A 21,316-nucleotide genomic window follows, 5' to 3' on the forward strand; every position below is an offset into this window, starting at 1 on the left:
ACAGTCTGTAAGGTAACTGTGGGAGACGAGGGTGGGATCAGCCTCGGTACGGAAAACGGTGTGAAAGGGCGTCCGGCCTCTTACGGACCTGCGGGAGCCTGCGCCCGCTCCCGCTCCGCCCGCCGCCGGGCCGCCAGCATCCACGCCAGGTTGCCGATCGCCGCCCCGGCGGCCACCGCGGCGACGATCACCCCGCCGGTCGCCAGCCCGTCGCTGAACAGGTGCGGGCGCCGGTCGAGGCTGTGCAGGCCGAAGCCGGACAGCTCGTACACGCCCACCGCGGCGACCAGCAGGCTCGCCACCAGCACCGCCACCGTGGGGGCGAGGCCGCGCCGCGCCTCCTGTGTGTCCGTGCCCTGCATGAGTACCCCCGTGAGCTGACGAGCCGCCGTGGCCGATGGGGAACCTACAATACGTAGGGTCCGGATAGCCTCAGGACGTGCGTATTTACATCAGCGTGGACATGGAAGGCATCACCGGGCTCGTCGACCGGGACGATGTGCAGCCCGGCGGCCGGGACTACGAGCGCGGCCGGTCGATGATGGCCGAGGACGTGAACGCGGCGATACGCGGGGCGGTGGCGGCCGGCGCGACCGAGGTGCTCGTCAACGACGCCCACGGGCCGATGCGGAACCTGCTCCCCGAACACCTGCACCCCGCCGCCCGCCTGGTGCGCGGCAAGCCGAAGAAGATGCTCATGCTGGAGGGCCTCACGGCGGAGCACGACGCGGCGATCTGTGTCGGCTACCACTCCCGGGCCGGGGCCCTCGGTGTCCTCAGTCACAGTTTTATGGGCCACGAGATCGAGGACATCTGGCTGGACGGGAGTCCCGCCGGGGAGATCGGGCTCGCGCACGCCACCGCCGCGGCCCTCGGCGTCCCGGTCGTGGCCCTCACGGGTGACGACGCGGCGTGCGCCGAGATGACGGCCTGGGACGAATCGGTCGTCACCGTGCCCGTGAAGTACGCCCGGGACCGGTTCGCCGCCGAGCTGCGTCCGGCCGAGGAGGCCCGCGGGGCGATCGAGGAGGCGGTGACAGCGGCTCTGGCGCCCGCGCCGAAGCGGCCCGCCGCGCCCGGGGGCGAGTCGGTCCTCGCCGTGCGCTGGCAGTCCGCCTCCGTCCCCGCCGTCCTCCTCGGCATCCCCGGCGTGACGGCCGTCGACAGCCGTACCGTCCAGGCCCGTGGTCCGCTGCCCGCCCTCTACCGCCAGTTCGGCGTCTGGATGCGGGTCGCCTCCTCGCTCACCAACCAGCCGCCGTACTGCTGAGGCCATGACCCGGGCTCAGCCGAACCGGCCCGCCACGTAGTCGGCCGTGCGCTGGTCCTGCGGGGAGTTGAAGACGTCCTCCGTGGCGCCGTGCTCGACGATGCCTCCCGGGGTGCCCTGCTCGGCCAGGAAGAACGCGCACTGCTGGGAGACGCGGGCCGCCTGCTGCATGTTGTGTGTGACGATCACGATGGTCACCTGGCCGGCCAGGTCCTGGATGGTCTCCTCGACGCGGCGGGTGGAGGTGGGGTCCAGCGCCGAGCACGGCTCGTCCATGAGGAGGACCCGGGGGCGGACCGCGAGGGCCCGCGCGATGCACAGGCGCTGCTGCTGGCCGCCGGAGAGCGCGCCGCCGGGCTGGCGGAGGCGGTCGCGGACCTCCTTCCACAGGCCGGCGCGGGTCAGGGACTCCTCGACCAGGACGTCCTTCTCCCGGCGGTTCACCTTCGTGCCGGTCAGCTTCAGGCCCGCCACCACGTTGTCGTAGATCGACATCGCCGGGAACGGGTTCGGCTTCTGGAAGACCATGCCGATCCTGCGGCGGGCGTCGGTCAGCCGCCAGGACGGGTCGTAGATGTCCTCGCCCTCGAAGAGCACCTCACCGCCGAACTGCGCGGAGGGGATCAGCTCGTGCATCCGGTTGAGGGTGCGCAGGAACGTCGACTTGCCGCAGCCGGACGGGCCGATCAGCGCGGTCACCTCGCCCGCGGGCATGGTCAGCGACACCTGGCTGAGCACCTGGTGGGAGCCGAACCAGGCGGAGACGGCGCGGGCGTCGAGGGTGGCGGGGGCGGGCCCGTCCACCACGGCGGCGGGGAGTACGGCGGTGTCGGTCAGCTCGGCGGTCACGGCAGTCTCGGCAGTCTCGGTCGTTGCGGCTACTTCGGCTACTTCGGTTGCTTCGGTTGTCTCAGACACTTCACTCACCTCGGTCACAGCAGGTTCGGCAGCAGTTCGGTGGTCCGCGTCGCGACCTGGAGGCCGAGCACCGCGACGACCGGGGCGAAGACGATCCACGTCTGGTGGCGGCCCCAGCGGTGCCAGGTCCAGACGGCGGCCACGGCGGTGAGGAGCAGCGCCTGCAGCCACATCACCAGCGGCCACGGCACCCCGGAGGGGCGGGCCAGCGGCTCCTCCGAGGTCGGCAGGGTGCCGGCCCGGATCACGGCGGACGGGGTCTGGAACGTGTCGGAGACCAGGTCGGCGTCGACGCGCAGGATCCCGGAGGGCATGAACTTGGGACCGGTGGCGGTGATGAGGACCAGCCGGCTCTTGCCCGAGGCCAGCGCCGTCGGTGCCGGGTCGCCGGCCCGCCGTACGTCGATGACCTGGAACTTCGCCTTGCCCTGGCCGGTGGTCACGCTGAACGTGTCGCCGGTGGCGAGCCGGGAGAGCTTGCCGAACGGGCCGCCGTACGCCCCCGCCCGGCCCATCAGCACGCTGGTGCCGGCCTGGCCGGGCATCGGGGTGTCCCGGCGGTGCCCGGGGCCGTCGGTCATGACGGAGGAGTCGGTGCCCTCCAGGACGACCTGGCTCAGGCCCAGCTTCGGTATGTCGACGAGCGCGACCGGCGTGCCGGGTGCCAGCAGCTTGCCGTCCTGGTCGGTCTGGGCCACCGGGGCGGTGCCCAGGGCGAGTTGCTCGCGCAGCTGGTCGAAGTCGGCGTGCTGGGCCGAGTGTTCCTGGGCGCCGCTGAACACCAGCAGCTGGGCGGTGATGCCGAGCAGCAGGGCGGCGAGGCTGAGCAGTCCGCCGCGCGAGAGGTGGCGGACGAAGGTGAGGCTGCGGACGGGCCTGCGCGGCACGGCCGGAGCCAGGGTTTTCGGTGTCGGTACGGCGACGGTCATGGCGGCCCGCCTCCTTCGAAGAATGAGTGAGGGGCCGCCGGGAGCCGTACGAGGCTCCCGGCGGGCCCGTCAGACGGTCACTTGGAGGTGATGGTGAAGTTGGCGCCGGTCTTCGAGTTCACGGTCGAGGAGCCGACGTAGAAGGCGTGCAGGGTGTGCTTGCCCTTGGCCAGCTTCGGCAGGGTGACGATGACCTTGCCGCCGCTCAGGGTGCCGGTCGCGATGACCTTGGTGCCCTGGTAGATGCGGACGGTGCCGGTCGGGGTGGTGCCGGTCGCGGTGACCTTGACGGTGACCTTGGCCTTGGCGGTGTGGCTGACCGAGGTCGGGGCGGAGGCGGAGACCGACGCCGTCGCCTTGGTGATCTTCAGGGAGACGGTCGTCGAGGACGCGTTCAGGCTGGTGCTGCCCGCGTAGGAGACCGACAGGGAGTGCGTGGCGACCTTGAGGTGGTTCGACAGGCCGATGGTGACCTTGCCGGACGAGTCCAGGGTGCCGGTGCCGAGGACGGTGGTGCCGTCCTTGACGGTGACCTTGCCGGTCGGCTTCACGCTGTGCGTGTCGGTGACCGTGACGGAGACCTTCGGGGTCTTGCCGTACGCGGTGGTGGCGGTGGTGGCCTTGGTGGTGCTGGCGTACTTGACGGCGCCGGTCCAGGTGGCGTCCGTTCCGGCGCCGACGATGTTGAAGCCGGTGACCGTGGCGGTGTAGGTGCCGGTGGCGAGACCGGGGAAGGAGTACGTCGTGGTGGTGGCCGGGACGTCCTTGGCGGCGACGACCGCGCCGTCCGCGTCGGTCAGCGTCACCCGGTAGTCGGTCAGCGGCAGCGGGGTGGCGGCCGGAGCGGTCCAGGACAGCTTCAGGCTCGCGTCGCCCACGGTGGTCTTCAGGGTGGGCGCCGCCGGCACCGTGTTGGCGGAGGAGAGGCCCTCCAGGCCACCCGGCAGGGCGTGCTTGGCCTGCAGGTTGACGGAGCCGTTGTAAGGCTCGTTGACGAAGCCGAAGGACGAGATGACCTTCTCGGCGCTGTCCGACGCCAGCTCGGCGGTGTGGCTGCCGCTGGTGACGAAGACGTCGTACAGGTCCTTGTCGAAGAATATGCTGGTCGGGTCGATCGCCCGGCTCGGCACGACGTTGTAGACGTCACGGCCGAACGTCGAGTTCTCGTAGTAGGCCTGGACCGGGGCCAGCTTGCCGTTCACCGTGGTGACCGGGCTGGTGGGACCGGCGTCGCCGGGCAGCGTGACGGAGGCCAGGTGACCGCCGGCGGCGGCCGCGGCCTTGCTGTAGTCGGGGGAGACGCCGTTGTTCTGGGCGATCCAGGAACCGACGGAGAACGGGACGAGTGCGCCGTCCTCGGTCAGGGCCGCGTTGGCCTGGTTCTCCTGGACGACCTGGACGTTCGCCCCGAGCGGCGTGCTGGACATGCCGATCGCCGCGAGGAAGAACTTGCGCGTGCCGGAGCCGTCCTGCGGGATCTTCGGGTGCAGGGTCTGGCCGTTCAGCTCGGTGAGCGAACCGGAGTAGATCTCGAACAGCTGCTGCTTGGTCAACGAGTCCAGGGCCGAGCCCTTGACCGCGACACCGACCGCGTCCCGCGCCATCGGGATGTAGGTGAGCGCGAAACCGGTGGCGGACGGGCCGCCGGAGGAGCGGGCGAAGTCGACCTGGCCCTTGATGACGGTACCGGTACCGGCCGGGAACTTGTCGCCGGTCAGCGACGCGGACAGCGCCTTCTGGCCGCTGCCGGAGCCGTTCGGGCGGGTGAACGCCGTACCGCCGGAGCGGGTGACGATGGTGGACGTGGTGGAGCCGGTGCCGGGCTCGATCGCGTCGTACGAGGCGATACCGGCGCCGTCCGCCGACTTCACGGCGGTCGTGGAGTAGCTGGTGCCGTTGACGGTGTCGCCGGCCAGGGCGTTGACCACGTCCTGGGTGGTGTCCGAGCCCACGCCGACCAGCTGGCGGAAGGTGCCCGCGGGGGTGGGGTCGGCGAGCGCCGGGGTGGCGAGGGCCAGACCGCCGGCCACCACGGCCGCGGCGACGAACGCCGCCGAGGAGCGCATTCTGCGCATCGAGAGTCTCCTGACAAGTGCTAGCTGGGTTGTTGCCAGAGGGATCTGGCAGGGTGGTACGGGCCGTCCGCCCCGACTGCCTTTCGGGGCGGACGGCCGTCTGCGGGGAGCACTTGGGCTCCGTGGGGCTTGTAACGCCCCAGGTGTGGCGCCCCTTTAGGGGCGCGGGGCCTTACCCATTTGCGGCTCCGCCGCGTGGGCGCGACCAGCCACGACGCACCCGCAGCCGGCGTACTGCCGCCGTCACGGAAGCAAGCGACAGCTGCCGGCCACCGGCAAAGGGTGCGCCCACTCCGGCGACCGCCCCGAGCGCGGCCCCCGCCGGAACGGCGTACCGCAGCGGGTTCGCCGGGTCGGCCGGCGTGTTGCCTGCCGCGGTCGTCTCCAGCGCCTTGCCGCCGTCGAACGACGCTGACGCACTCGGCGAGGCGCTGCCACCGGCGCCGCCGGCCCCGGTGCCCGTGCCGCCGACGGCGCCCGTGCCTCCGGTGTCACCGGCGGAGCCGGGCACGCCCCCACCGGAGGTGTCCGTGCCGCCGCCGTCGGCCGAACCGTCGTCGGCGGGGCTCGGGCCCGTGTAGTGGAGCAGCGCGTCGGCCGCCTTGACGGCCTGTGCGCGCAGCTTCTCGGAGAGCGGGGCGTAGCCGACGGGCAGCTTGCCCGGGTCGGATCCGGAGGTCTGGCCGGCGGCCGCCGCGTAGCGCAGCAGGGCCGCGTAGTCCTGGCGGGCCGCCTTGGTCACCTTGCCGGGGCGTACCGCCGCGTAGACCAGCTGGGCCAGCGGGTAGGCGTCCTTCGCCGTGGCGTTCGCCGGGGTGATCTCGGCGACTCCGGAGCCGGAGGCGGTCGCGGCGGCCGCGGCCAGGCTCGCCGCGGTCGGGGCGACGAACTTGCCCGCGCTGTTCTCCAGTTCGGCGGTCTGCAGCCCGTAGCGGGCGGCGGAGGCCGCGTCGGTCACCGTGATCACGAAGCGCGAGCCGACCGTCTGCGGACCCACGCTCTTGTACGCCGGCGGGCTGGCCAGCGGGTCCCAGCTGGACTTCCAGAGCGTGTCCGCGCGCCGGGTGTGCAGGGCGCCGGCGTGCATGTCGTCCACGTAGGGGTGGAAGTCGGTCATGCACTGCGTCTTGTCGTCGGGCGCACCCGAGTTGGGCGGGACCGTGCACCAGGGGTCGTTCTTCGGGTACTCGTCGGTGTTCGCCGGGTCGAAGGCGGCGCCGGAGGGGTTCAGGTCCGCGTTGGTGCTGTAGTACGGGTTGACCCGCATCCCGTCGTCGTCGGGAACACCGGCGAGGAACTGCCGGGCGTCCTTGTCGGCGACGATCCACTGCCAGAGCGCGCGGGCGGTGTCGGTGTGGCCCAGCGAGGTCATCAGGTCGGTGTCGGTGGCCGGCGTCTCGGCGACCGAGAGATTGGCGAACTCGGGGTTCAGCGCGATGAACTCGGGGTCGGACGCGAGACCCGCCGGGTTGTTCTTCGCCCAGCCGTAGCCCTTGGCCACGCCGCTGTTGAGCACCGAACCCCAGGTCGAGTTGCGGTACGACTCGGTCAGCAGCTTGGCGAGCAGTCGGGGATTGAGCTTGATCGACTCGACCTTGGTGCCCGCGAGTCTCTGGACGCTGTCCGGCGCCGTGGACTTGGGTCTGCGTTCGATCGTGAACCCGATGACGGCCCCGCTCAGCGCGACGGGTGCGTAGGTCGTCGTACCCGATGGTGCGGTGGTGCCCTGGTCGACGCCGAGTTTGCGGGTGGTGAAGGCGAGGCCTGTGGAGCCGTCCGAGATGAGCCGGGCCCGGGTGTTGGGCTCGCCGTACTCCGTGTAGCTGTAGACCTTGCCCTCCGAGCACAGCGTGGCCTGCCAGCTGGTCATCGCGTCGGCCACCAGCTCGCTGCCCGTGGTCGGGCGTTCGTCGGAGCCGAGGGCGCAGTTGGTGCCCACGCTGTTGAAGTCCAGCTTGACGGCGACGCGGTTCTTCCAGTTGGTCGAGGAGACCGGGGAGCCCGCGTTGACGTGGCTCTGGTCCGCGTAGGGCTTGCCGTCCAGGTCGAGACGGCCCTGCGGGACGATCACCAGCCAGCAGGAGCGGGGCTTGGTGACCCCGTCGGTGGTGACGGGTACGCCGCAGCCGAGGTGCGGGGCCTCGTTGGCGGTCTGGACCTCGAAGTACTCCTGGCCCTTGCCGTCGGCGCTGGTGCGGGCGAAGTCGACCTCGTTGGTGGTGTTGTAGTTGAAGAGTGGGTTGTTCTGGGTGTTCCTGGTGATCGTGGTGCCGTCCACCGACTTGAAGGGGACCTCGCCGGGGGCGTTCGGGTTGGCGGCGCCGTACCGGTCGTCCTGGCCGTAGTTGGTGGGGTCGGCGCTGTAGAAGATCTGCCGGGTGTCGTCCGTCCCGTTGCCCGGCCAGCCGCCGCGGTCGGTGGTGGGGGAGGCGCCGAACTGGCACTGGGTGCGCGACGGGCCGGGGTTGGACGGGACCGTGCCGTCGGCGTCGCCCCAGCACTGCATGATCTGCACGAAGTCGGTGTTGAACTGCGAGCCCGCGAACGTGGTCGGCGTTCCGCCGGTCCAGCTCACCGAGATGGCCTGGCTGGTGAGGTGCGTGGTCTGGCTGACCGTGAACTTCATGTCCTTGAACTCACCGCGCCCGGACACCGTCACGGCGGATCCGGCACTGCTCGCCGCGGTGGCGAACGGGGCCGCCTGAGCCACGGCGAGACCGGCGAGGGCGCCGACGGTGGCGCCGGCGAGGAGCCGGACGAGGGCGCTTCTGATCCGTCGTCTCATCGGGTACTCCCGTCGTCCGAGGGGCCGTTGCCCTTGCCGTCGCCCTTGTTGCCCACCAGCCGGGAGACCAGCGAGGGCAGCAGGAGCAGGCCGAAGACCAGGACCGCGGCCAGCAGCATCAGCGTCTGGGTTCCGGTCCAGCCGTGCGCGGTGGCCACTGCGACCGGCTGGGCGAGGGCGACGGTGCCACCTGCGGCCGCACCTGTGCCGGTTCCGGTGCCACCGGAGCCGGTGCCGTCCGGGGAGATGGTCTGGCCGGTGTCGGGGTCCACGGAGGGCTGGGCGCTGGATCCTCCGGAGGAGCCGCCGCTGCTGGCGCCGGTGCCGGTGCCGGTCGCGCCGCCGGTGCCGCCGCTGCCGCCGGAGGTGCCGCCGCCGTTGCTGCCGGAGCTGGTCTTGGTGCCGCCGGTGCCCGTGGTGCAGGGCGCGGCGCCCTTCTTGTCACAGGCCGCGGGGTAGGGCGCGGTCTGGGCCAGCCTGTTCTGGCCGCTGGCGGTGAAGGTCGGGTTGTTGCAGTTCTTGATGTTGATGTTCTGCGTCTGCACGCCCGGGATCCGGCGGATCTGGTCGAAACCGGCCTTGACGAGGTTGATCGGCAGCGGTGAGTAGCCGAGTTTCGGCGCCTGTTGCTGGCCCTGGCACATGAAGTAGTAGGAGAAGGCGCCGAGCGTCTTGCCCTTGTCCTTGGTGAAGGTGCCCTGCACCTTCAGGGGCAGGATCATGTACGAGTAGCTGGACAGCGGGTAGTTGCGCCTGTCGGTGTCGTTGTAGACGCCGTCGAGCTGCTGGGTGAGGTAGTCCGCCGAGTTCTTGTTGGTGTTGATTTTGGCCTTGAGGAGCGAGACCGCCACGTTCGACGGGGTCGGCTCGGTGTAGTAGCCCGCGTGGTTCAGGACCTTCGCGACGGGGTACCGGGCGTTGATGGCGTACGAGTAGTTGACGTACCCGATCGCGCCCTCGCCGTAGTTCTGGGCGACGTAACCGGCGACGCCGAGGTCACCGGACTGGGCGATCATGCCGGAGACGGTCGGGTAGTACGACGTCTGCCCGCACGCCCCCGAGCGGCCGACCTTGGCGCAGTAGGCGTTCCACAGCGACTTGTGCTGGTTCGCCATCCACATCGTGAACTGGGCGGTGGAGCCGGAGCCGTCGGAGCGGACGACGGGGACGATGGTGCGGTGGGGGAGTTGCAGCCCCGGATTGTCGGCCTTGATGACCGGGTCGTCCCAGGTCTTGACGACCCCGGTGAAGATCTTGGTGACCACGTCGCCGGAGAGGCGGAGGTTGGTGACCTTCTTGCCGTTGACGGTGAGGTGGTACATGAACACCGTGCCGCCGGCCACGATCGGCATGTAGGCGTACGACCCGGAGGCCGGGCGCTCCGCCGCGCTGCCGTCGGTGGGGTTCGTCTGGAACGGGATGTCGGAGACGGCGAAGTCGACGGTGCCGGAGAGGAACTGGCGGCGGCCGTCGGAGGAGCCGGTGCCGGCGTAGCTGATGCGCATGCCGTACTGGTTGACGGCGCGACGCCATTCGTCGACGGCGTTCTCGGCCCAGGTGGAGCCGGCGCCGGCGATGGGGGTGTAGCTGTCGGCGACGGCCGGGGTGCCGGCGATGGTGCCGAGGATGCCTATCAGTGCGGCCAGGATGCCCAGCCGTCGGAGGGCGTTGATGACTTGGCTGGACATCAGTGACTGTCTCCTGTAGCGGGGTCAGCGTTCCCACCCGCACCACCCGTGCGGGTTTCGTCGTCGGGTGCGGGCCCCTGCGGGGTGCCTTCGCCGTTGTCGGGTGCGGGTGCGGGTGTGTTGGCTTCGGGGGCTTGCTCGCCGTTGTCGGGTGCGGGTGTGTGGGGGCTGGGCGCGCCGTTCCCCGCGCCCCTTTCGGGGCGCTCGCTGTGGTCGTCGGTTTCAGAAGGACCGGTCTCGAACAACTCCAGTCCCGGCGCGTGGAGTTCGGTGAACCTTGTCGCGTCCCGGCGGGACGCCCGCGCCGCTCGCCTCGCCTGGCGCTTGTTCTGGTGGCCGGGGCCGCGGCCGCCGATCACCCGGGCGATGACGAAGAGGACCAGGACCAGCGCCATCAGGACCGCCGCCGCGCCGAAGCCGCGCGCGATCATCGTGGGCTCGGGGGACTTGACGAAGTTGAAGACGGCCAGCGGGAGGGAGACCATCGGGCCGCTCGTCGGGTCGCCGTTGAGCGCCGCCGTGAAGCCCGCCGTGAGCAGGACCGGGGAGGTCTCGCCGATGCCGCGGGCGGTGCCGAGGATGACGGCGGTGGCCAGGCCCGAGCGGGCGGTCGGCAGCACCACGTGCCACACCGTCCGCCAGCGCGGGGCACCGAGGGCCTCGGACGCCTCCGTGAGGGTGCCGGGCACCAGGCGCAGGACGACGTCCGCCGCGCGGATCACGATCGGGAGCATCATCACGCTGATCGCGAAGCCCGCCGCCAGACCCGACTTCTGCATGCCGAGGTTGAGGATCCAGACGGCGTACACCATGAGGCCGGCCACGATCGACGGCAGCGCGGTCATCGCCTCGACGATCGTGCGGACGAAGCGGGAGAAGCGGCCCGGGATCTGGTTCAGGTACACCGCGCAGGCCAGGCCCAGCGGGACCGTGATCGCCAGCGCGATGGCGATCATGATGAGCGTGCCGAGCATGGCGTGCGCGATGCCGCCGTGGGTCAGCGGGTCGAGCGGGCCCGCCGCCTGCATGTCCTGGGTGAAGAAGTTGGCGTGCGGCAGGGCCTCCCGGCCGCGCCACGCGGTGAAGCCGACGACCATGGTGAGCGCGGTGAACATCAGCCCGCCCGCCGTCCACAGCACGACGGTCATCACCCGGTCCCGTACCGCCTGCCCGTCCTCCTCAAGCCCTGTCAACACCGCGTAGATACCTAGGAAAGAGAGGTATGCGGTGACGAAGAACCCCATTGCGCCGGAGAACGGCGCGAGTTCACCGAAGAGCAGGACGGTGACGCACAGCCCGGAGGCGGCGGCGCCGAACACCGACAGCACACCGGAGCGGGTGACCCCGCCGATGTGGCGCGGCACGTCGGGGAGCGCGGCGACGGCGGCGACGGCGGTGTCCGCGGCAGCGCCCTCGGGGGCGTCCTGCGGGACGTCCTGGGCAGCGCCCTTCTCAAGGTCTACGACGGTCATCGTCACGCCTCGCTCTGTGCGCCGGACCGTGACCGCGCCACGATCGAGGAGGCGGTGAAGTTGACCGCCAGGGTGAGCAGGAACAGCGCCAGGCCCGCGGCCATCAGCGCCGACATGCCGAAGGTGGAGGCATCGCCGTAGTGCAGGGCGATGAGGGAGGAGACGGAGTTCGAGCCGGTCTGCAGGATGTGCGGCTGGATGGTGAAGACCGGGGAGATGATCAGGTAGACCGCGATGGTCTCGCCGAGCGCCCGGCCCAGGCCCAGCATGGTGCCGCCGATGATCCCGCCCATGCCGTACGGCAGCACGACCGCGCGGATCATGCCCCAGCGGGTGGCGCCGAGCGCGTAGGCACCCTCCCGTTCACCGGCCGGCGCCTGCGCGAACACCTCGCGCATCACCGAGCACTGGATCGGCGCGACCATCAGCGCCACGACGATGCCGGCGACGAAGGTGGAGGCGGTGTAGACGCTCTGGGAGGCCAGCGGTTCACCCGGCTGCGTACCGTCGACGTGCAGGAACGGGATCCATCCGAACCAGTCCGACAGCCACCGGGACAGCCCGATGACGTGCTGCTGGAGGAAGAAGAGCCCCCACAGGCCGTAGACCACGGACGGCACGGCGGCCATCAGGTCGACCATGGAGACGAGCGTGCGGCGCAGCGGGCGGGGCGCGACGTCCGAGATGAACAGGGCGGTCCCGAGGGCCAGCGGCACGCTGATCGTGACGGCCACGGCGGCGATGAGCAGGGTGCCGGTGAGGACGGCCGCGATGCCGAAGCGGTGGACGTCCGGCTGCCATTGGGCAGTGGTGAGGAAGTCCCAGACCCCTCTGGTCCGCAGCGCCTGTCCGGCCCGGAGCAGCAGGAACAGCCCTACGGCGGCCATAATGGCGAGGACGATGACCCCGGAGGCCGTCAACTGGACCCGGAAGATCCGGTCCCCGAGCCCACGAGCGGGCGACGGCCGCCTGGGCACGGGTCTTTCGGATTCCGCCCCGGCGGAACCCTTGAGCGCGGACACCACTGTGCCCCCCTATACGAAGCGATTCTCCCCACACGGCTCCGAATCGGGATGCCGCGCCCGAGAGTCAATGGCCGGTTCCTTGCGCACCAACGCGTCGAACATGGAGAGCAGGTGAACTGTTCATGCCATTTCGGTGGGGGAGATGTGGGTGCCTGTGTACTGGAGGGTCGGGCGGGACGAGTTCCACGAGGCGCCCGCACTGCTCAGAGGCCGTGCGGGCAGGGCGAGTTCGGTCGGGCGAGCGGGCCGAGGGCGAGGTTCAGCCGCGGCCCGCGCGGTCCAGGGCGTTCTTGACGGCCTGCTCGCCCTGCCCCAGCAGCGCCTTCTCCAGGCTGTGGTCGTCGTGCCGGGAGAAGCGTTCGCCCTCGGCGACGTCCTCCTTGCTCAGCACGCGTCCGCACCACTCGCCCTGGTCGGCGATGCGGTCGTCGAAGGGCACGGCCCCGCCCTCGCCGAGGACCGTCCAGCCGCCCTCGTGCCAGCGCAGGGCGAGCAGATAGGTGTGGCCGACCTGGAGACGGGGCGCGTCGGTGGCCATCTCGGCGACGCGGGTGCCGCTGGACCGGTAGACCTCCCAACCCGGGGCGACCATGTCGAAGCCGGCGCCCAGGGCGTGCCGGGGCGAACTGCGCGACCACAGCCTGCTGTCGGTCCGGAAGCTCACCAGCCGGTCCATCGCGTACGCCACGGCCCCCTTGGGGTAGGTCCGCCGGTTCGTCTCCCGCTCCCCGGTCGGACTGGCGACGACCACGTGATCGGCGTACGACACCCAGTCCTTCGCGGTCTGCGACGGATACAGGTCCCCCGAAATCCCGCACCCCGCCACCGACTCCAGCCCCGGCCTGCCGACCAGTACCCCGGCGACGACCCCGACGGCGGCCAGCAGCGCGGCGACGGGCCGCGCCGGCAGGCGCCGGGGCATGACGGATCGTTCCCCCATGATGAAAAAGCCCCCGTGATCTCTGCGTCCCCTGTACGGCGGCGGAGGTGTTCAGGATCCGCAGGCCGCGTTGATCACCTTAAGCACGGCTGAACGAAGGCGAACAAGGATCACCTTGGCCCGGCACAGAACTGTGACGCGGGGACGGGCGGCTCAGCAGCCTTCCGTGACCGGGGAGAACTCCAGCCGGGCGCGGTCGTCCGCGGTCCGGGCGTCGCCGTAGACCGAGCGGTTGACCTGGTACCAGACGTCGTCCCGCCGCTTGTCGCCGTTCACGTCGTCCAGTTCCACACACCACTTCTCGGTGCGGACGGTCTTCCGGTAGGTCTCGATGCCGTTGCGGACCTTGGTGCAGGACCGGTACCGCTCGGTCGTGTACCAGGTACGGGTCGTGCGTCTGCTGCCGGTGCCGCTGCTGGAGGTGTGCCGGACCCGGTGCGTCGCGGTGGAGCACTTCCTGACCAGGCGGGGCCGGGTGGCCCGGACGGTCTTCGCCGTGACGTGCCGGACGGTGTCCTTCAGCCCGTGGACGGTGTCGTCCTGAGCGGAGGAGGAGCCGTCCGAGGCGGAGCCGGTCCCGGTCCCGGTGCTCGTCCCGGTGCCCGTGTCGTCCTGTCCGTAGGTGACGCCGTTGTCGGCCCCGTTCCCGTTCCCGCCCCCGGAGCACGCACCGAGCGCGCCGATCAGAATCGCGATGGCTCCGCTCACTATGAGCCGCTTTCCGAACATGAATCCCCCGCCTTTGCGAACTGTGCCGATCAACTGTTGGTGATCGCGCCGATTCTGCACGAGCCCCGATGCCGGGCCGGGGCAGGCCGGGTATAGCGTCGCCCAGTGGACCTGACCTGACCCGTTTCGTCCCCGACCGAAGGAGGGTGGGCCGCATGGCCGAGCTGACCGTGGGCCGGCTGCTGACGTCATGGCAGCTGGACCTGCCGGCGCTGCTGCTGGTCCTGGCCCTGGGCGGGCTGTACGGCTGGGGCGTGCTGCGCGTGCGCGGCAGGGGCGGGTCCTGGTCGCAGGCCCGGGCCGCCGCCTTCGCGGTGCTGGGCCTGGGCGCGCTGGTCGTCGCCACGATGTCGGGCCTGGCCGTCTACGACCATGTGCTGTTCTGGCCCGCGGCCGTGCAGAACATCCTGCTCGACCTGGTGGCCCCGCTCGGCCTGGCCCTGGGCGACCCGCTGCGGCTGGCGGCGGAGGCGCTGCCGGCGGGCGCCGCGGCCCGGGTCCGCCGCGCGATGACCGGCCGCCTGGTCCGCCTCCTTACCTTTCCCCTGGTCAGCACCGCCCTCGTGCTCGCCACCGAGCTGACGATCTACTTCACCCCGTACTTCGCCACCGCGCTGCGCGTGGGCTGGCTGCACGAGCTGATGTACCTGCACCTGCTGGTGGCGGGCTGCCTCTTCGTCGTACCGGTCCTGACCCGCGAGGAGACCCTGCCGGCCTGGTGCACCCATCCGGTGCGGGCGGCCCTGGTCTTCCTGGACGGCGTGATCGACGCCGTCCCGGGAGTCGTCGTCATGACGCACGGCACGCTGATCGCCGGCGCGTGGTACCTGCACCACCACCCGTCCTGGGCCCCCGACGTCCGGCACGACCAGCAGATCGGCGGCGGCGCGATGCTGGGCATCGCCGAACTGGTCGCCCTGCCGTTCCTGCTGGCGATCCTGTTCCAGTGGGCGCGGACGGAACGCGTCCAGGCGGCGGCCCTCGACCGCCATCTGGACGAGCAGCTCGCCATGGCCACCGCGACAGCCCCCGCTTCTCCGGCTTCTCCGGCTTCTCCGGGTTCCCTGGCCCCTGCGGCTGCCACGGCTTCCACGGCTGCCACGGCTTCCACGGCCGCCACGGCCGGTACGGCTCCCGGCCCCGCTCCGGTCGCCGACCGGGTCCGTCCCTGGTGGGAGACGGAGGAGAACGAGGTGGCCGCGAGGATCCGCAGGCAGCACGGCGAGAAGTGACCGGGGCCCTCAGCGGTGGGGCGTGAGGTCACGCGGTCGCGAGGGACACCTCGGTCGCCTTGATCAGCGCCACGACCGGCGCACCGGCCGTCAGGCCGAGATCGCCGACCGCGTCCTTGGTGATCGCCGCGGTGAGGTCCTGGCCTCCGTCCACGGCGACCTTGACCGTGGCCATCGCCCCGCCGGTGGCCACGTCGCTGACCGTGCCGGGCAGCTGGTTGCGGATGGAGGCGCCCGGCACGCGGGCGGTGGCGAGCGCGACCTCGGTGGACTTCACCATCGCGCGTACGGCCGAACCCTCGGCGAGTCCCAGCTCCCGTACCGCCTCCAGGGTGATCGCGGCCGTGAGCTCCTGGCCGCCGTCGAGACGGACCTTCACGGTCGCCATCACCTCGCCCGGCGTGACGGCGGTGACGGTGCCGGGGATCTGGTTGCGGATGCTCAGGCTCATGGCGGGCCGCCTCACAGGGAAGGGAAAAGAGCTGGATTGGTGGATTTTGTAATGAATCCGGCTCCAAGTTAGCGGGTTCGGCGGTCGGGCCGGTTCAGCGGCGCAGGCCCAGTGCGTCGGCGCCCGCGTAGCGGGCCTGGGGGCCCAGGTCCTGTTCGATCCGGACGAGTTGGTTGTACTTGGCGGTGCGGTCGGCGCGGGACAGCGACCCGGTCTTGATCTGGCCGCAGCCGGTGGCGACGGCGAGGTCGGCGATGGTGGTGTCCTCGGTCTCGCCGGAGCGGTGGGACATGACGACGGTGTACCCGGCCCGGTGGGCGGTGGCGACGGTGGCCAGGGTCTCGGTGAGGGTGCCGATCTGGTTGACCTTCACCAGGATCGAGTTGGCGATGCCGTCGCGGACGCCGGCCCGCAGCAGGGTCTCGTTGGTGCAGAAGACGTCGTCGCCGGTGAGCTGGCAGCGGCCGCCGAGCCGGGCGGTCAGATCGCGCCAGCCGTCGTGGTCGTCCTCGGCCATCGGGTCCTCGATCGACGCGACCGGGTAGCGGTCGACCAGCGTGGCGAGGTGGTCGGCGTGTTCGGCGGGGGTGCGGCGGACGCCCTCGCCCGTGTAGTCGTACACCCCGTCGCGGAAGAACTCCGAGCTGGCCGGGTCCATGACGAGGGTGATGTCGGTGCCCGGCTTGTAGCCGCTCTGCTCGACGGCCCGGACCACGAAGTCCAGGGCCTCCTCGGCGGTGCGCAGGTCGGGGGCGAAGCCGCCCTCGTCGCCGACGTTCACGCTGTGGCCGGCGGCGAGCAGGTTGCCGCGCAGGGTGTGGAAGACCTCCGAGCCCATCCGGACGGCCTCGGCGAAGGTCGCCGCACCGATGGGCGCGATCATGAACTCCTGGAAGTCGAGCGGGTTGTCGGCGTGGGCGCCGCCGTTGACGATGTTCATCATCGGGACCGGGAGGAGCCGGGCGTCCACCCCGCCGACGTAGCGGTACAGCGGGAGGCGGTGGGCGGCGGCCGCGGCCTTGGCGGTGGCCAGCGAGACGCCGAGCAGGGCGTTGGCGCCGAGGCGGGACTTGGTGTCGGTGCCGTCCAGCTCGATCATCGTGCGGTCGACACTCGCCTGGTCCTCGGCGTCGAGGCCGACGACGGCGTCCGCGACGCTCTCGTTGACGGCGTCGACCGCGCGCAGCACTCCCTTGCCGTGGAAGCGGGCCGGGTCGCCGTCCCTGAGCTCCACGGCCTCCCGGGCGCCGGTGGAGGCCCCCGACGGGACGGCCGCGCGGCCGAGCGAGCCGTCCCTGAGTTCCACGTCCACCTCGACGGTGGGGTTGCCCCGGCTGTCGATGATCTCCCGAGCGACGACGCGGCTGATGGCGGTCACGGTGCAACTCCTCACGCTGGGCCCGCGGTTCTCTCGCCGACGGGCGGTAAGTTCCGATCAGAAACAAAGTGAGTCCCGAAAGGGAACTTACTATGGGTGCATGAGGATGCACAACGCCGACGAGACGTGTGGCGTCGCCCAGGCCGCGCTGGTCCTGGGGGACTGGTGGAACGTGCTGGTGCTGCGGGAGGTCGCCCGCGGGCACGTCCGGTTCGACGCCCTGGCCGCCGAGATCGGCCTGTCCCGCAAGGTGCTCACCGAGCGGCTCGGCGGGCTGGTCACCCAGGGGGTCCTGCGGCGCAGCCTGTACCAGCGGCGCCCGGTGCGCTACGAGTACCTGCTCACCGACGCCGGTACGGCACTGCTCCCGCTGCTCGTCGCCATGCAGGACTGGGGCGACCGGTGGGTCCTCGGCGACGGCACCCTCACGGCGACGGCGGACGCGGACGGTGCCGAACACGCCCGCGTCCACGCCCTGCCCGGCACCCGCCTGCCGGACGGCCTCGAACTGCCCGGAACCGTGGGCGCCGGTCCCGGAACGGTGGGCGCCGGTCCCGGAACGGTGGGCGCCGGTCCCGGAACGGTGGGCGCCGGTCCCGGAGCGGTGGGCGCCGGTCCCGGAACGGAGGGCGCGGACATCCCTGCCGTCCCTGCCGCCCCCGCCGTGCCCGTCGTCTCAGCGGACGCCCCCGCCACCGTGCTGTTCACCTACCCCGGAACGGGCGTCGAATGGGGCCCGATCCCCGGTGCCGCGGGCTGCACCCTGGAGAACCGGCTCTTCCGGGACGCCTGGCCCGACTTCCGGCGGGCGGGTGCGGACGTACGCGGAGTCAGCACCCAACTCACGTACGAACAGCGGGAGTTCGCCGACGCCGAGCGACTCCCGTACCCGCTCCTCTCCGACGCCGCCCACCGACTGGCCGCGGCCTTGCGGCTGCCGGTGTTCCGCGGCGCGGGCCGGCTGCGGCACAAGCGCCTCGTCCTGATCGCCGACGCCGCCGGGACCGTACGGCATGTGCTGTTCCCGGTCGTCGACATCCCGCACGCGGTCGAGGAGAGCCTGCGGCTGGCCACGGACCTCACCCGAACGGCATGAACCCGCCCCGCCCCGGTCCGTGGTGGTGGACCGGGGTACTTGTCGTGTGTGTCAGCTGGTTGCCTCGGCGGCGTCCTGGATGAGGTCGGCGACGATTCTGGGGTGGCTGAGCATCACGACGTGGGAGGAGTTCGGGACTTCGACGATCTTGCGCGCGTTGGCACGGCTGTACATCCAGCGCTCGCACGCCGGCGGGATCGCCTTGTCCTGTCCGGCGACCAACCCCCACGACGGGATCGTCTTCCAGGCTGCCGCCGTGGTCGGGTAGGTGAAGGAATCGGCGTCGAACGGCCGCTGCGTGGCCTGCAGGACCCGGAAGTCGGCGGTGGAGATGTCGGCGGCGAAGGCCGCCTGGCCGTCCTTGCCCAGGTACAGATCGGTTCCGGTCGTGCCGTCGGCCTTCGTGTACGGGACCGGCACGCTCACCGGGCCGACCTCGCTGCCGGGGGACTTGGTGATGAGCTCCCCCTGCGTCTCGCCGACGTCGGGCACGAACGCGGCGATGTAGACCAGCGCCTTGACGTTGGTCTTCCCGGCAGCGGCGTTCGTGATGACCGTTCCGCCCATGGAGTGCGCGACCAGCACGACCGGTCCGCTGATGGAGTCCAGCAGACTTGCGATGTACGGGGCGTCGGTCGGGATGCCCCGCAGCGGGTTGGACCCGCAGACCGTGGTGTAGCCCTTGTCCTGCAGCTTCCGGATGGTGGCGTTCCAGCAGGACGAATCGGCGTAGCCGCCGTGCACCAGCACGATGGTGGGCTTCACCTTCGGATTCTCCTCACCGGTACTGACCGGGGCCGTCGCCGCGCCGGCCGTTCCTTCTGCGCCGACGGCCAGCGCTGCCGACCCGGCCAGCGCCGCTCCGGCGGCCAGCACCCGACGGCGGGAAACCTCGCTACTCATGGGACTCCTCATGCATGGGGCTTGGGGGAACGGGACTGACGGATCGGCGGCGACGCGGAGGGTGCCACGTCTCCTATCGGCCGGAGAGTGTCTGAGCCGCCTGGTGGATGACGGCCGCCACAGCGGCGGGGTTGGACACGTAGACGGCGTGACTGCCCGGTGTCTCGGTGACGGTGGCGCCGGCGCGCTCGGACATGGCGCGCTGGGCCGTCGGCGGGATCATGCGGTCGTCGGTCGCGACCAGATACCAGGACGGCTTGGTCTGCCAGGCCGCCTCGGAGACAACTCCACCCAGCGCGGCGACGCCCCAGGGAACCTGCGAGTCGGCCATGAACGCCGCCAGTTCCTCGGGCACATCCGCGGCGAACGAGGCGGCGAACTTGTCGTGGTCCAGGAACAGGAAGCCGTCCCGAGGCGGCAGGATGGGCGGCACCGGGTCTCCCGGTGCGGGATCGGCGATGAGGGTGCTCACCGACTCGCCCTTGTCGGGGGCGAAAGCGGTGATGTAGACGAGACCGGTGACCTTCTGATGGTTGCCGGCCTGGGTGATCACGGCGCCGCCGTAGGAGTGGCCGACCAGGAGAGCCGGGCCGTCCAGTGCCTCAAGGAGCTGGTGGGTGGCCGCGACGTCGCCATCGAGGGAGAGCGTCGGGTTCTGCACGACGCTGACGCGGTAGCCCTGCATGCTCAGGATGTTGTGGACGCCCTGCCACCCGGAGCCGTCCACGAAGCCCCCGTGGACCAGGACGATGTTCTGGGATTGCGGGTTCTCGCTCATCACTTCTCCTGTGTCATCGAACGGATGAGGCCGCCCGGCATGCCCACAGCCCTGGCGACAGGACTGTCATACGGGCTCCTGCCAGATCCACCCACATACATGGAGGTCAGATATAGGAAAGTCGACACAGGTGAGCCATATGATGCAGATCATGCGACATGAACTCGACGAAACGGACCGCCGCATCGTGGCTGTCCTGCTCGCGTCGCCCCGTGCCTCCTGGCGCGAGATCGTCCACTGCCTGGAACTGTCGGAGCGCACTAAGACCGTGTCCTACGTGGTGAGGCGGACGAGTCGCTTGTTGCAGCACAGGGCGGCGGCAAGTCCGAGAAATGCCAGGTAGTTTCGGGGGTGGCGTTCGTAGCGGGGGCTGAGCCGGCGGTAGCCGGACAGCCACGGCATGGTGCGTTCGAGGACCCATCGGCGTCGTCCTGATCGTTCGCTGGACTCGATGCCTTTGCGGGCGATGCGCACGTCGATTCGTTTCCAGCGAAGCCATCTGCGCAGGTCGGCACGGTCGTAGGCGTTGCCGGCGGAGACGCCGACGAGGAGGGGCAGTCCGTTCGCGTCCGACAGGATGTGCATCTTGGAACCCGGCTTGCCGCGGTCCAGGGGGCTCAGACCTGTGTGTTCGCCCCTTTTTCGGACCGCTTCGTGCAGACGGCCCCAGAGGCCGGCTCCTCATAAGGCACGTTGGCCGTCCCGCCGCCCTGCGGCCGTGCCCGTTGCTCAGGGGAAGACGGTGTGGTCCAGCGGCCGTTCCTTCAACGCCGTCAGTTCGGCGTCCTGATGCGCCGAAGTGGTCTGGAACGGAACTGCAGGCATCCAGAAACCGGTCGAGATGTCAGGCAGACATGACCTGTTCAACGAGGTCATCCTCGTCCCAGCCATCAGGGAGAGAAGCAGGCCCTCACCTCCGAGTCCGCTGTACCAGTGACATGTACGTGCTCTTGAAACTCAAGGGGGTACTCCCGGACAGGTGGTGTTTATGGAGACTAGTGTGCGTGCCCGGGTGCGGGCCGGTGATCGGAACGCGTTCTCGGAGCTGTTCGGCAGTTGTGCCAAGGTCGTCTACAACCATGCGTTTCGCCTGACCGCTGACTGGTCGGTCGCCGAGGACATCATGTCGGCCACCTTCCTGGAGGCGTGGCGGCTGCGCGAGCGTGTCGATCCAAGCGGAGGATCGCTGCGCCCGTGGCTTCTGGGCATCGCCACCAACATCGCCCGGAACCACATGCGCGGGAACCGCCGCTACCGCGCCGCGGTGTCCGCGCTCGCCGCGATGGACACGGAGTTGGGCGACCATGCTGACGACGTGGCCGGCCGCGTCGACGACGATCGCCGTGCCGCCGCGGCACTCGCCGCGCTGGCCTCTCTGCGTCGCCCCGAGCGCGAGGTGGTCATTCTGTGCCTGTGGGAGGGCCTGGACTACGCCGCCGCCTCCCAGGCTCTCGACATCCCCATCGGCACGGTCCGGTCCCGGCTCTCCCGGGCCCGGACCCGGCTGCGCAAGCACACCGTCGATGCGCTGGACCTTCCGAACGGGAACTCCGGAGGACGCTCCGGACAGTCAACAGGTAACAACACCAACGCGGTGCGGCCCATACAGAAGGGACAGCGATGACCACCGATTCGTCGAAGACTGAT

18 protein-coding genes and 1 pseudogene are annotated in these 21,316 nt (G+C 70.7%); 4 read left to right on the forward strand and 15 right to left on the reverse strand.

Going from position 1 to position 21,316, the window contains the following annotated elements; translation table 11 throughout:
* Nucleotides 1–80: 80 nt before the first annotated feature.
* A complete protein-coding gene (locus KVT45_RS42175; RefSeq protein WP_217554762.1) occupies nt 81–362 on the reverse strand; it encodes a hypothetical protein in 282 nt (93 codons plus the stop codon).
* Between the two features lie 77 nt (nt 363–439).
* On the opposite strand from KVT45_RS42175, the gene KVT45_RS42180 reads away from it, so the two are divergent.
* Entirely contained in the window at nt 440–1,270 is an 831-nt protein-coding gene (locus KVT45_RS42180) for a M55 family metallopeptidase (RefSeq protein ID WP_217554763.1), read from the forward strand.
* 15 nt (nt 1,271–1,285) lie between these two features.
* Here the strand turns inward: KVT45_RS42180 and pstB are convergent, their stop codons facing one another.
* The 9 genes from pstB to KVT45_RS42225 form a co-directional block, all read right to left on the reverse strand.
* Nucleotides 1,286–2,077: a phosphate ABC transporter ATP-binding protein PstB gene (gene pstB / locus KVT45_RS42185; RefSeq protein WP_217554786.1), complete on the reverse strand. Its 792-nt coding sequence runs from the start codon at nt 2,075–2,077 to the stop codon at nt 1,286–1,288.
* Nucleotides 2,078–2,202: 125 nt separating this feature from the next.
* Nucleotides 2,203–3,117, reverse strand: coding sequence for a sortase (locus KVT45_RS42190; protein WP_217554764.1), 915 nt, complete (start codon nt 3,115–3,117; stop codon nt 2,203–2,205).
* A 77-nt stretch (nt 3,118–3,194) separates the two neighbouring features.
* On the reverse strand, nt 3,195–5,192 hold the full coding sequence (locus KVT45_RS42195) for an Ig-like domain repeat protein (protein ID WP_217554765.1): 1,998 nt from the start codon (nt 5,190–5,192) through the stop codon (nt 3,195–3,197).
* Between the two features lie 172 nt (nt 5,193–5,364).
* Nucleotides 5,365–7,977: a hypothetical protein gene (locus KVT45_RS42200; RefSeq protein WP_217554766.1), complete on the reverse strand. Its 2,613-nt coding sequence runs from the start codon at nt 7,975–7,977 to the stop codon at nt 5,365–5,367.
* Nucleotides 7,974–9,665, reverse strand: coding sequence for a substrate-binding domain-containing protein (locus KVT45_RS42205; RefSeq protein WP_217554767.1), 1,692 nt, complete (start codon nt 9,663–9,665; stop codon nt 7,974–7,976). The genes KVT45_RS42200 and KVT45_RS42205 overlap by 4 nt, the downstream gene beginning before the upstream one ends.
* Nucleotides 9,665–11,137, reverse strand: coding sequence for a phosphate ABC transporter permease PstA (gene pstA / locus KVT45_RS42210; RefSeq protein ID WP_217554768.1), 1,473 nt, complete (start codon nt 11,135–11,137; stop codon nt 9,665–9,667). The genes KVT45_RS42205 and pstA overlap by 1 nt, the downstream gene beginning before the upstream one ends.
* A gap of 2 nt (nt 11,138–11,139) precedes the next feature.
* Nucleotides 11,140–12,114, reverse strand: coding sequence for a phosphate ABC transporter permease subunit PstC (pstC, locus tag KVT45_RS42215; protein ID WP_308311028.1), 975 nt, complete (start codon nt 12,112–12,114; stop codon nt 11,140–11,142).
* A gap of 307 nt (nt 12,115–12,421) precedes the next feature.
* Nucleotides 12,422–13,084, reverse strand: coding sequence for a hypothetical protein (locus KVT45_RS42220; protein ID WP_254648139.1), 663 nt, complete (start codon nt 13,082–13,084; stop codon nt 12,422–12,424).
* 171 nt (nt 13,085–13,255) lie between these two features.
* On the reverse strand, nt 13,256–13,831 hold the full coding sequence (locus tag KVT45_RS42225; RefSeq protein WP_217554772.1) for a hypothetical protein: 576 nt from the start codon (nt 13,829–13,831) through the stop codon (nt 13,256–13,258).
* A 155-nt stretch (nt 13,832–13,986) separates the two neighbouring features.
* Here KVT45_RS42225 and KVT45_RS42230 point away from each other — a divergent pair, with 155 nt between their 5' ends.
* A complete protein-coding gene (locus KVT45_RS42230) occupies nt 13,987–15,063 on the forward strand; it encodes a cytochrome c oxidase assembly protein (RefSeq protein WP_217554773.1) in 1,077 nt (358 codons plus the stop codon).
* Between the two features lie 28 nt (nt 15,064–15,091).
* Here KVT45_RS42230 and KVT45_RS42235 read toward each other — a convergent pair whose 3' ends face one another.
* Together KVT45_RS42235 and eno are read right to left on the reverse strand one after the other, a co-directional pair.
* The gene (locus tag KVT45_RS42235; protein ID WP_217554774.1) at nt 15,092–15,514 is read right to left on the reverse strand and encodes a molybdopterin-binding protein; all 423 of its coding nucleotides are present in this window, start codon (nt 15,512–15,514) and stop codon (nt 15,092–15,094) included.
* Nucleotides 15,515–15,608: 94 nt separating this feature from the next.
* Nucleotides 15,609–16,892, reverse strand: a complete 1,284-nt coding sequence (eno, locus tag KVT45_RS42240) for a phosphopyruvate hydratase (protein ID WP_217554775.1) — start codon at nt 16,890–16,892, stop codon at nt 15,609–15,611.
* A 100-nt stretch (nt 16,893–16,992) separates the two neighbouring features.
* On the opposite strand from eno, the gene KVT45_RS42245 reads away from it, so the two are divergent.
* Nucleotides 16,993–17,988, forward strand: a complete 996-nt coding sequence (locus tag KVT45_RS42245) for a winged helix-turn-helix transcriptional regulator (protein ID WP_217554776.1) — start codon at nt 16,993–16,995, stop codon at nt 17,986–17,988.
* A gap of 51 nt (nt 17,989–18,039) precedes the next feature.
* Here KVT45_RS42245 and KVT45_RS42250 read toward each other — a convergent pair whose 3' ends face one another.
* From KVT45_RS42250 to KVT45_RS42260, 3 genes and pseudogenes are all read right to left on the reverse strand, one after another.
* Nucleotides 18,040–18,891: an alpha/beta hydrolase gene (locus tag KVT45_RS42250; RefSeq protein ID WP_217554777.1), complete on the reverse strand. Its 852-nt coding sequence runs from the start codon at nt 18,889–18,891 to the stop codon at nt 18,040–18,042.
* A gap of 73 nt (nt 18,892–18,964) precedes the next feature.
* Entirely contained in the window at nt 18,965–19,669 is a 705-nt protein-coding gene (locus tag KVT45_RS42255; protein ID WP_217554778.1) for an alpha/beta fold hydrolase, read from the reverse strand.
* 273 nt (nt 19,670–19,942) lie between these two features.
* Nucleotides 19,943–20,394: pseudogene (locus KVT45_RS42260) on the reverse strand (IS5/IS1182 family transposase); the annotation flags it as partial.
* Between the two features lie 263 nt (nt 20,395–20,657).
* On the opposite strand from KVT45_RS42260, the gene KVT45_RS42265 reads away from it, so the two are divergent.
* Nucleotides 20,658–21,293, forward strand: a complete 636-nt coding sequence (locus KVT45_RS42265; RefSeq protein ID WP_217554780.1) for an RNA polymerase sigma factor — start codon at nt 20,658–20,660, stop codon at nt 21,291–21,293.
* Nucleotides 21,294–21,316 lie beyond the last annotated feature (23 nt).

The sequence above is a fragment of the Streptomyces sp. GbtcB6 genome (assembly GCF_019091475.1).
Taxonomy (GTDB): Bacteria; Actinomycetota; Actinomycetes; order Streptomycetales; family Streptomycetaceae; genus Streptomyces; species Streptomyces hyaluromycini.

Coding starts and splice junctions, on each gene's coding strand:
- KVT45_RS42190 (WP_217554764.1), bottom strand. CDS start 3,117: ATGACCGTCGCCGTACCGACACCGAAAACCCTGGCTCCGGCCGTGCCG.
- KVT45_RS42245 (WP_217554776.1), top strand. CDS start 16,993: ATGAGGATGCACAACGCCGACGAGACGTGTGGCGTCGCCCAGGCCGCG.
- KVT45_RS42235 (WP_217554774.1), bottom strand. CDS start 15,514: ATGAGCCTGAGCATCCGCAACCAGATCCCCGGCACCGTCACCGCCGTC.
- pstA (WP_217554768.1), bottom strand. CDS start 11,137: ATGACCGTCGTAGACCTTGAGAAGGGCGCTGCCCAGGACGTCCCGCAG.
- KVT45_RS42205 (WP_217554767.1), bottom strand. CDS start 9,665: ATGTCCAGCCAAGTCATCAACGCCCTCCGACGGCTGGGCATCCTGGCC.
- KVT45_RS42200 (WP_217554766.1), bottom strand. CDS start 7,977: ATGAGACGACGGATCAGAAGCGCCCTCGTCCGGCTCCTCGCCGGCGCC.
- KVT45_RS42175 (WP_217554762.1), bottom strand. CDS start 362: ATGCAGGGCACGGACACACAGGAGGCGCGGCGCGGCCTCGCCCCCACG.
- KVT45_RS42195 (WP_217554765.1), bottom strand. CDS start 5,192: ATGCGCAGAATGCGCTCCTCGGCGGCGTTCGTCGCCGCGGCCGTGGTG.
- KVT45_RS42265 (WP_217554780.1), top strand. CDS start 20,658: ATGGAGACTAGTGTGCGTGCCCGGGTGCGGGCCGGTGATCGGAACGCG.
- KVT45_RS42255 (WP_217554778.1), bottom strand. CDS start 19,669: ATGAGCGAGAACCCGCAATCCCAGAACATCGTCCTGGTCCACGGGGGC.
- KVT45_RS42250 (WP_217554777.1), bottom strand. CDS start 18,891: ATGAGTAGCGAGGTTTCCCGCCGTCGGGTGCTGGCCGCCGGAGCGGCG.
- KVT45_RS42225 (WP_217554772.1), bottom strand. CDS start 13,831: ATGTTCGGAAAGCGGCTCATAGTGAGCGGAGCCATCGCGATTCTGATC.
- KVT45_RS42230 (WP_217554773.1), top strand. CDS start 13,987: ATGGCCGAGCTGACCGTGGGCCGGCTGCTGACGTCATGGCAGCTGGAC.
- KVT45_RS42220 (WP_254648139.1), bottom strand. CDS start 13,084: ATGCCCCGGCGCCTGCCGGCGCGGCCCGTCGCCGCGCTGCTGGCCGCC.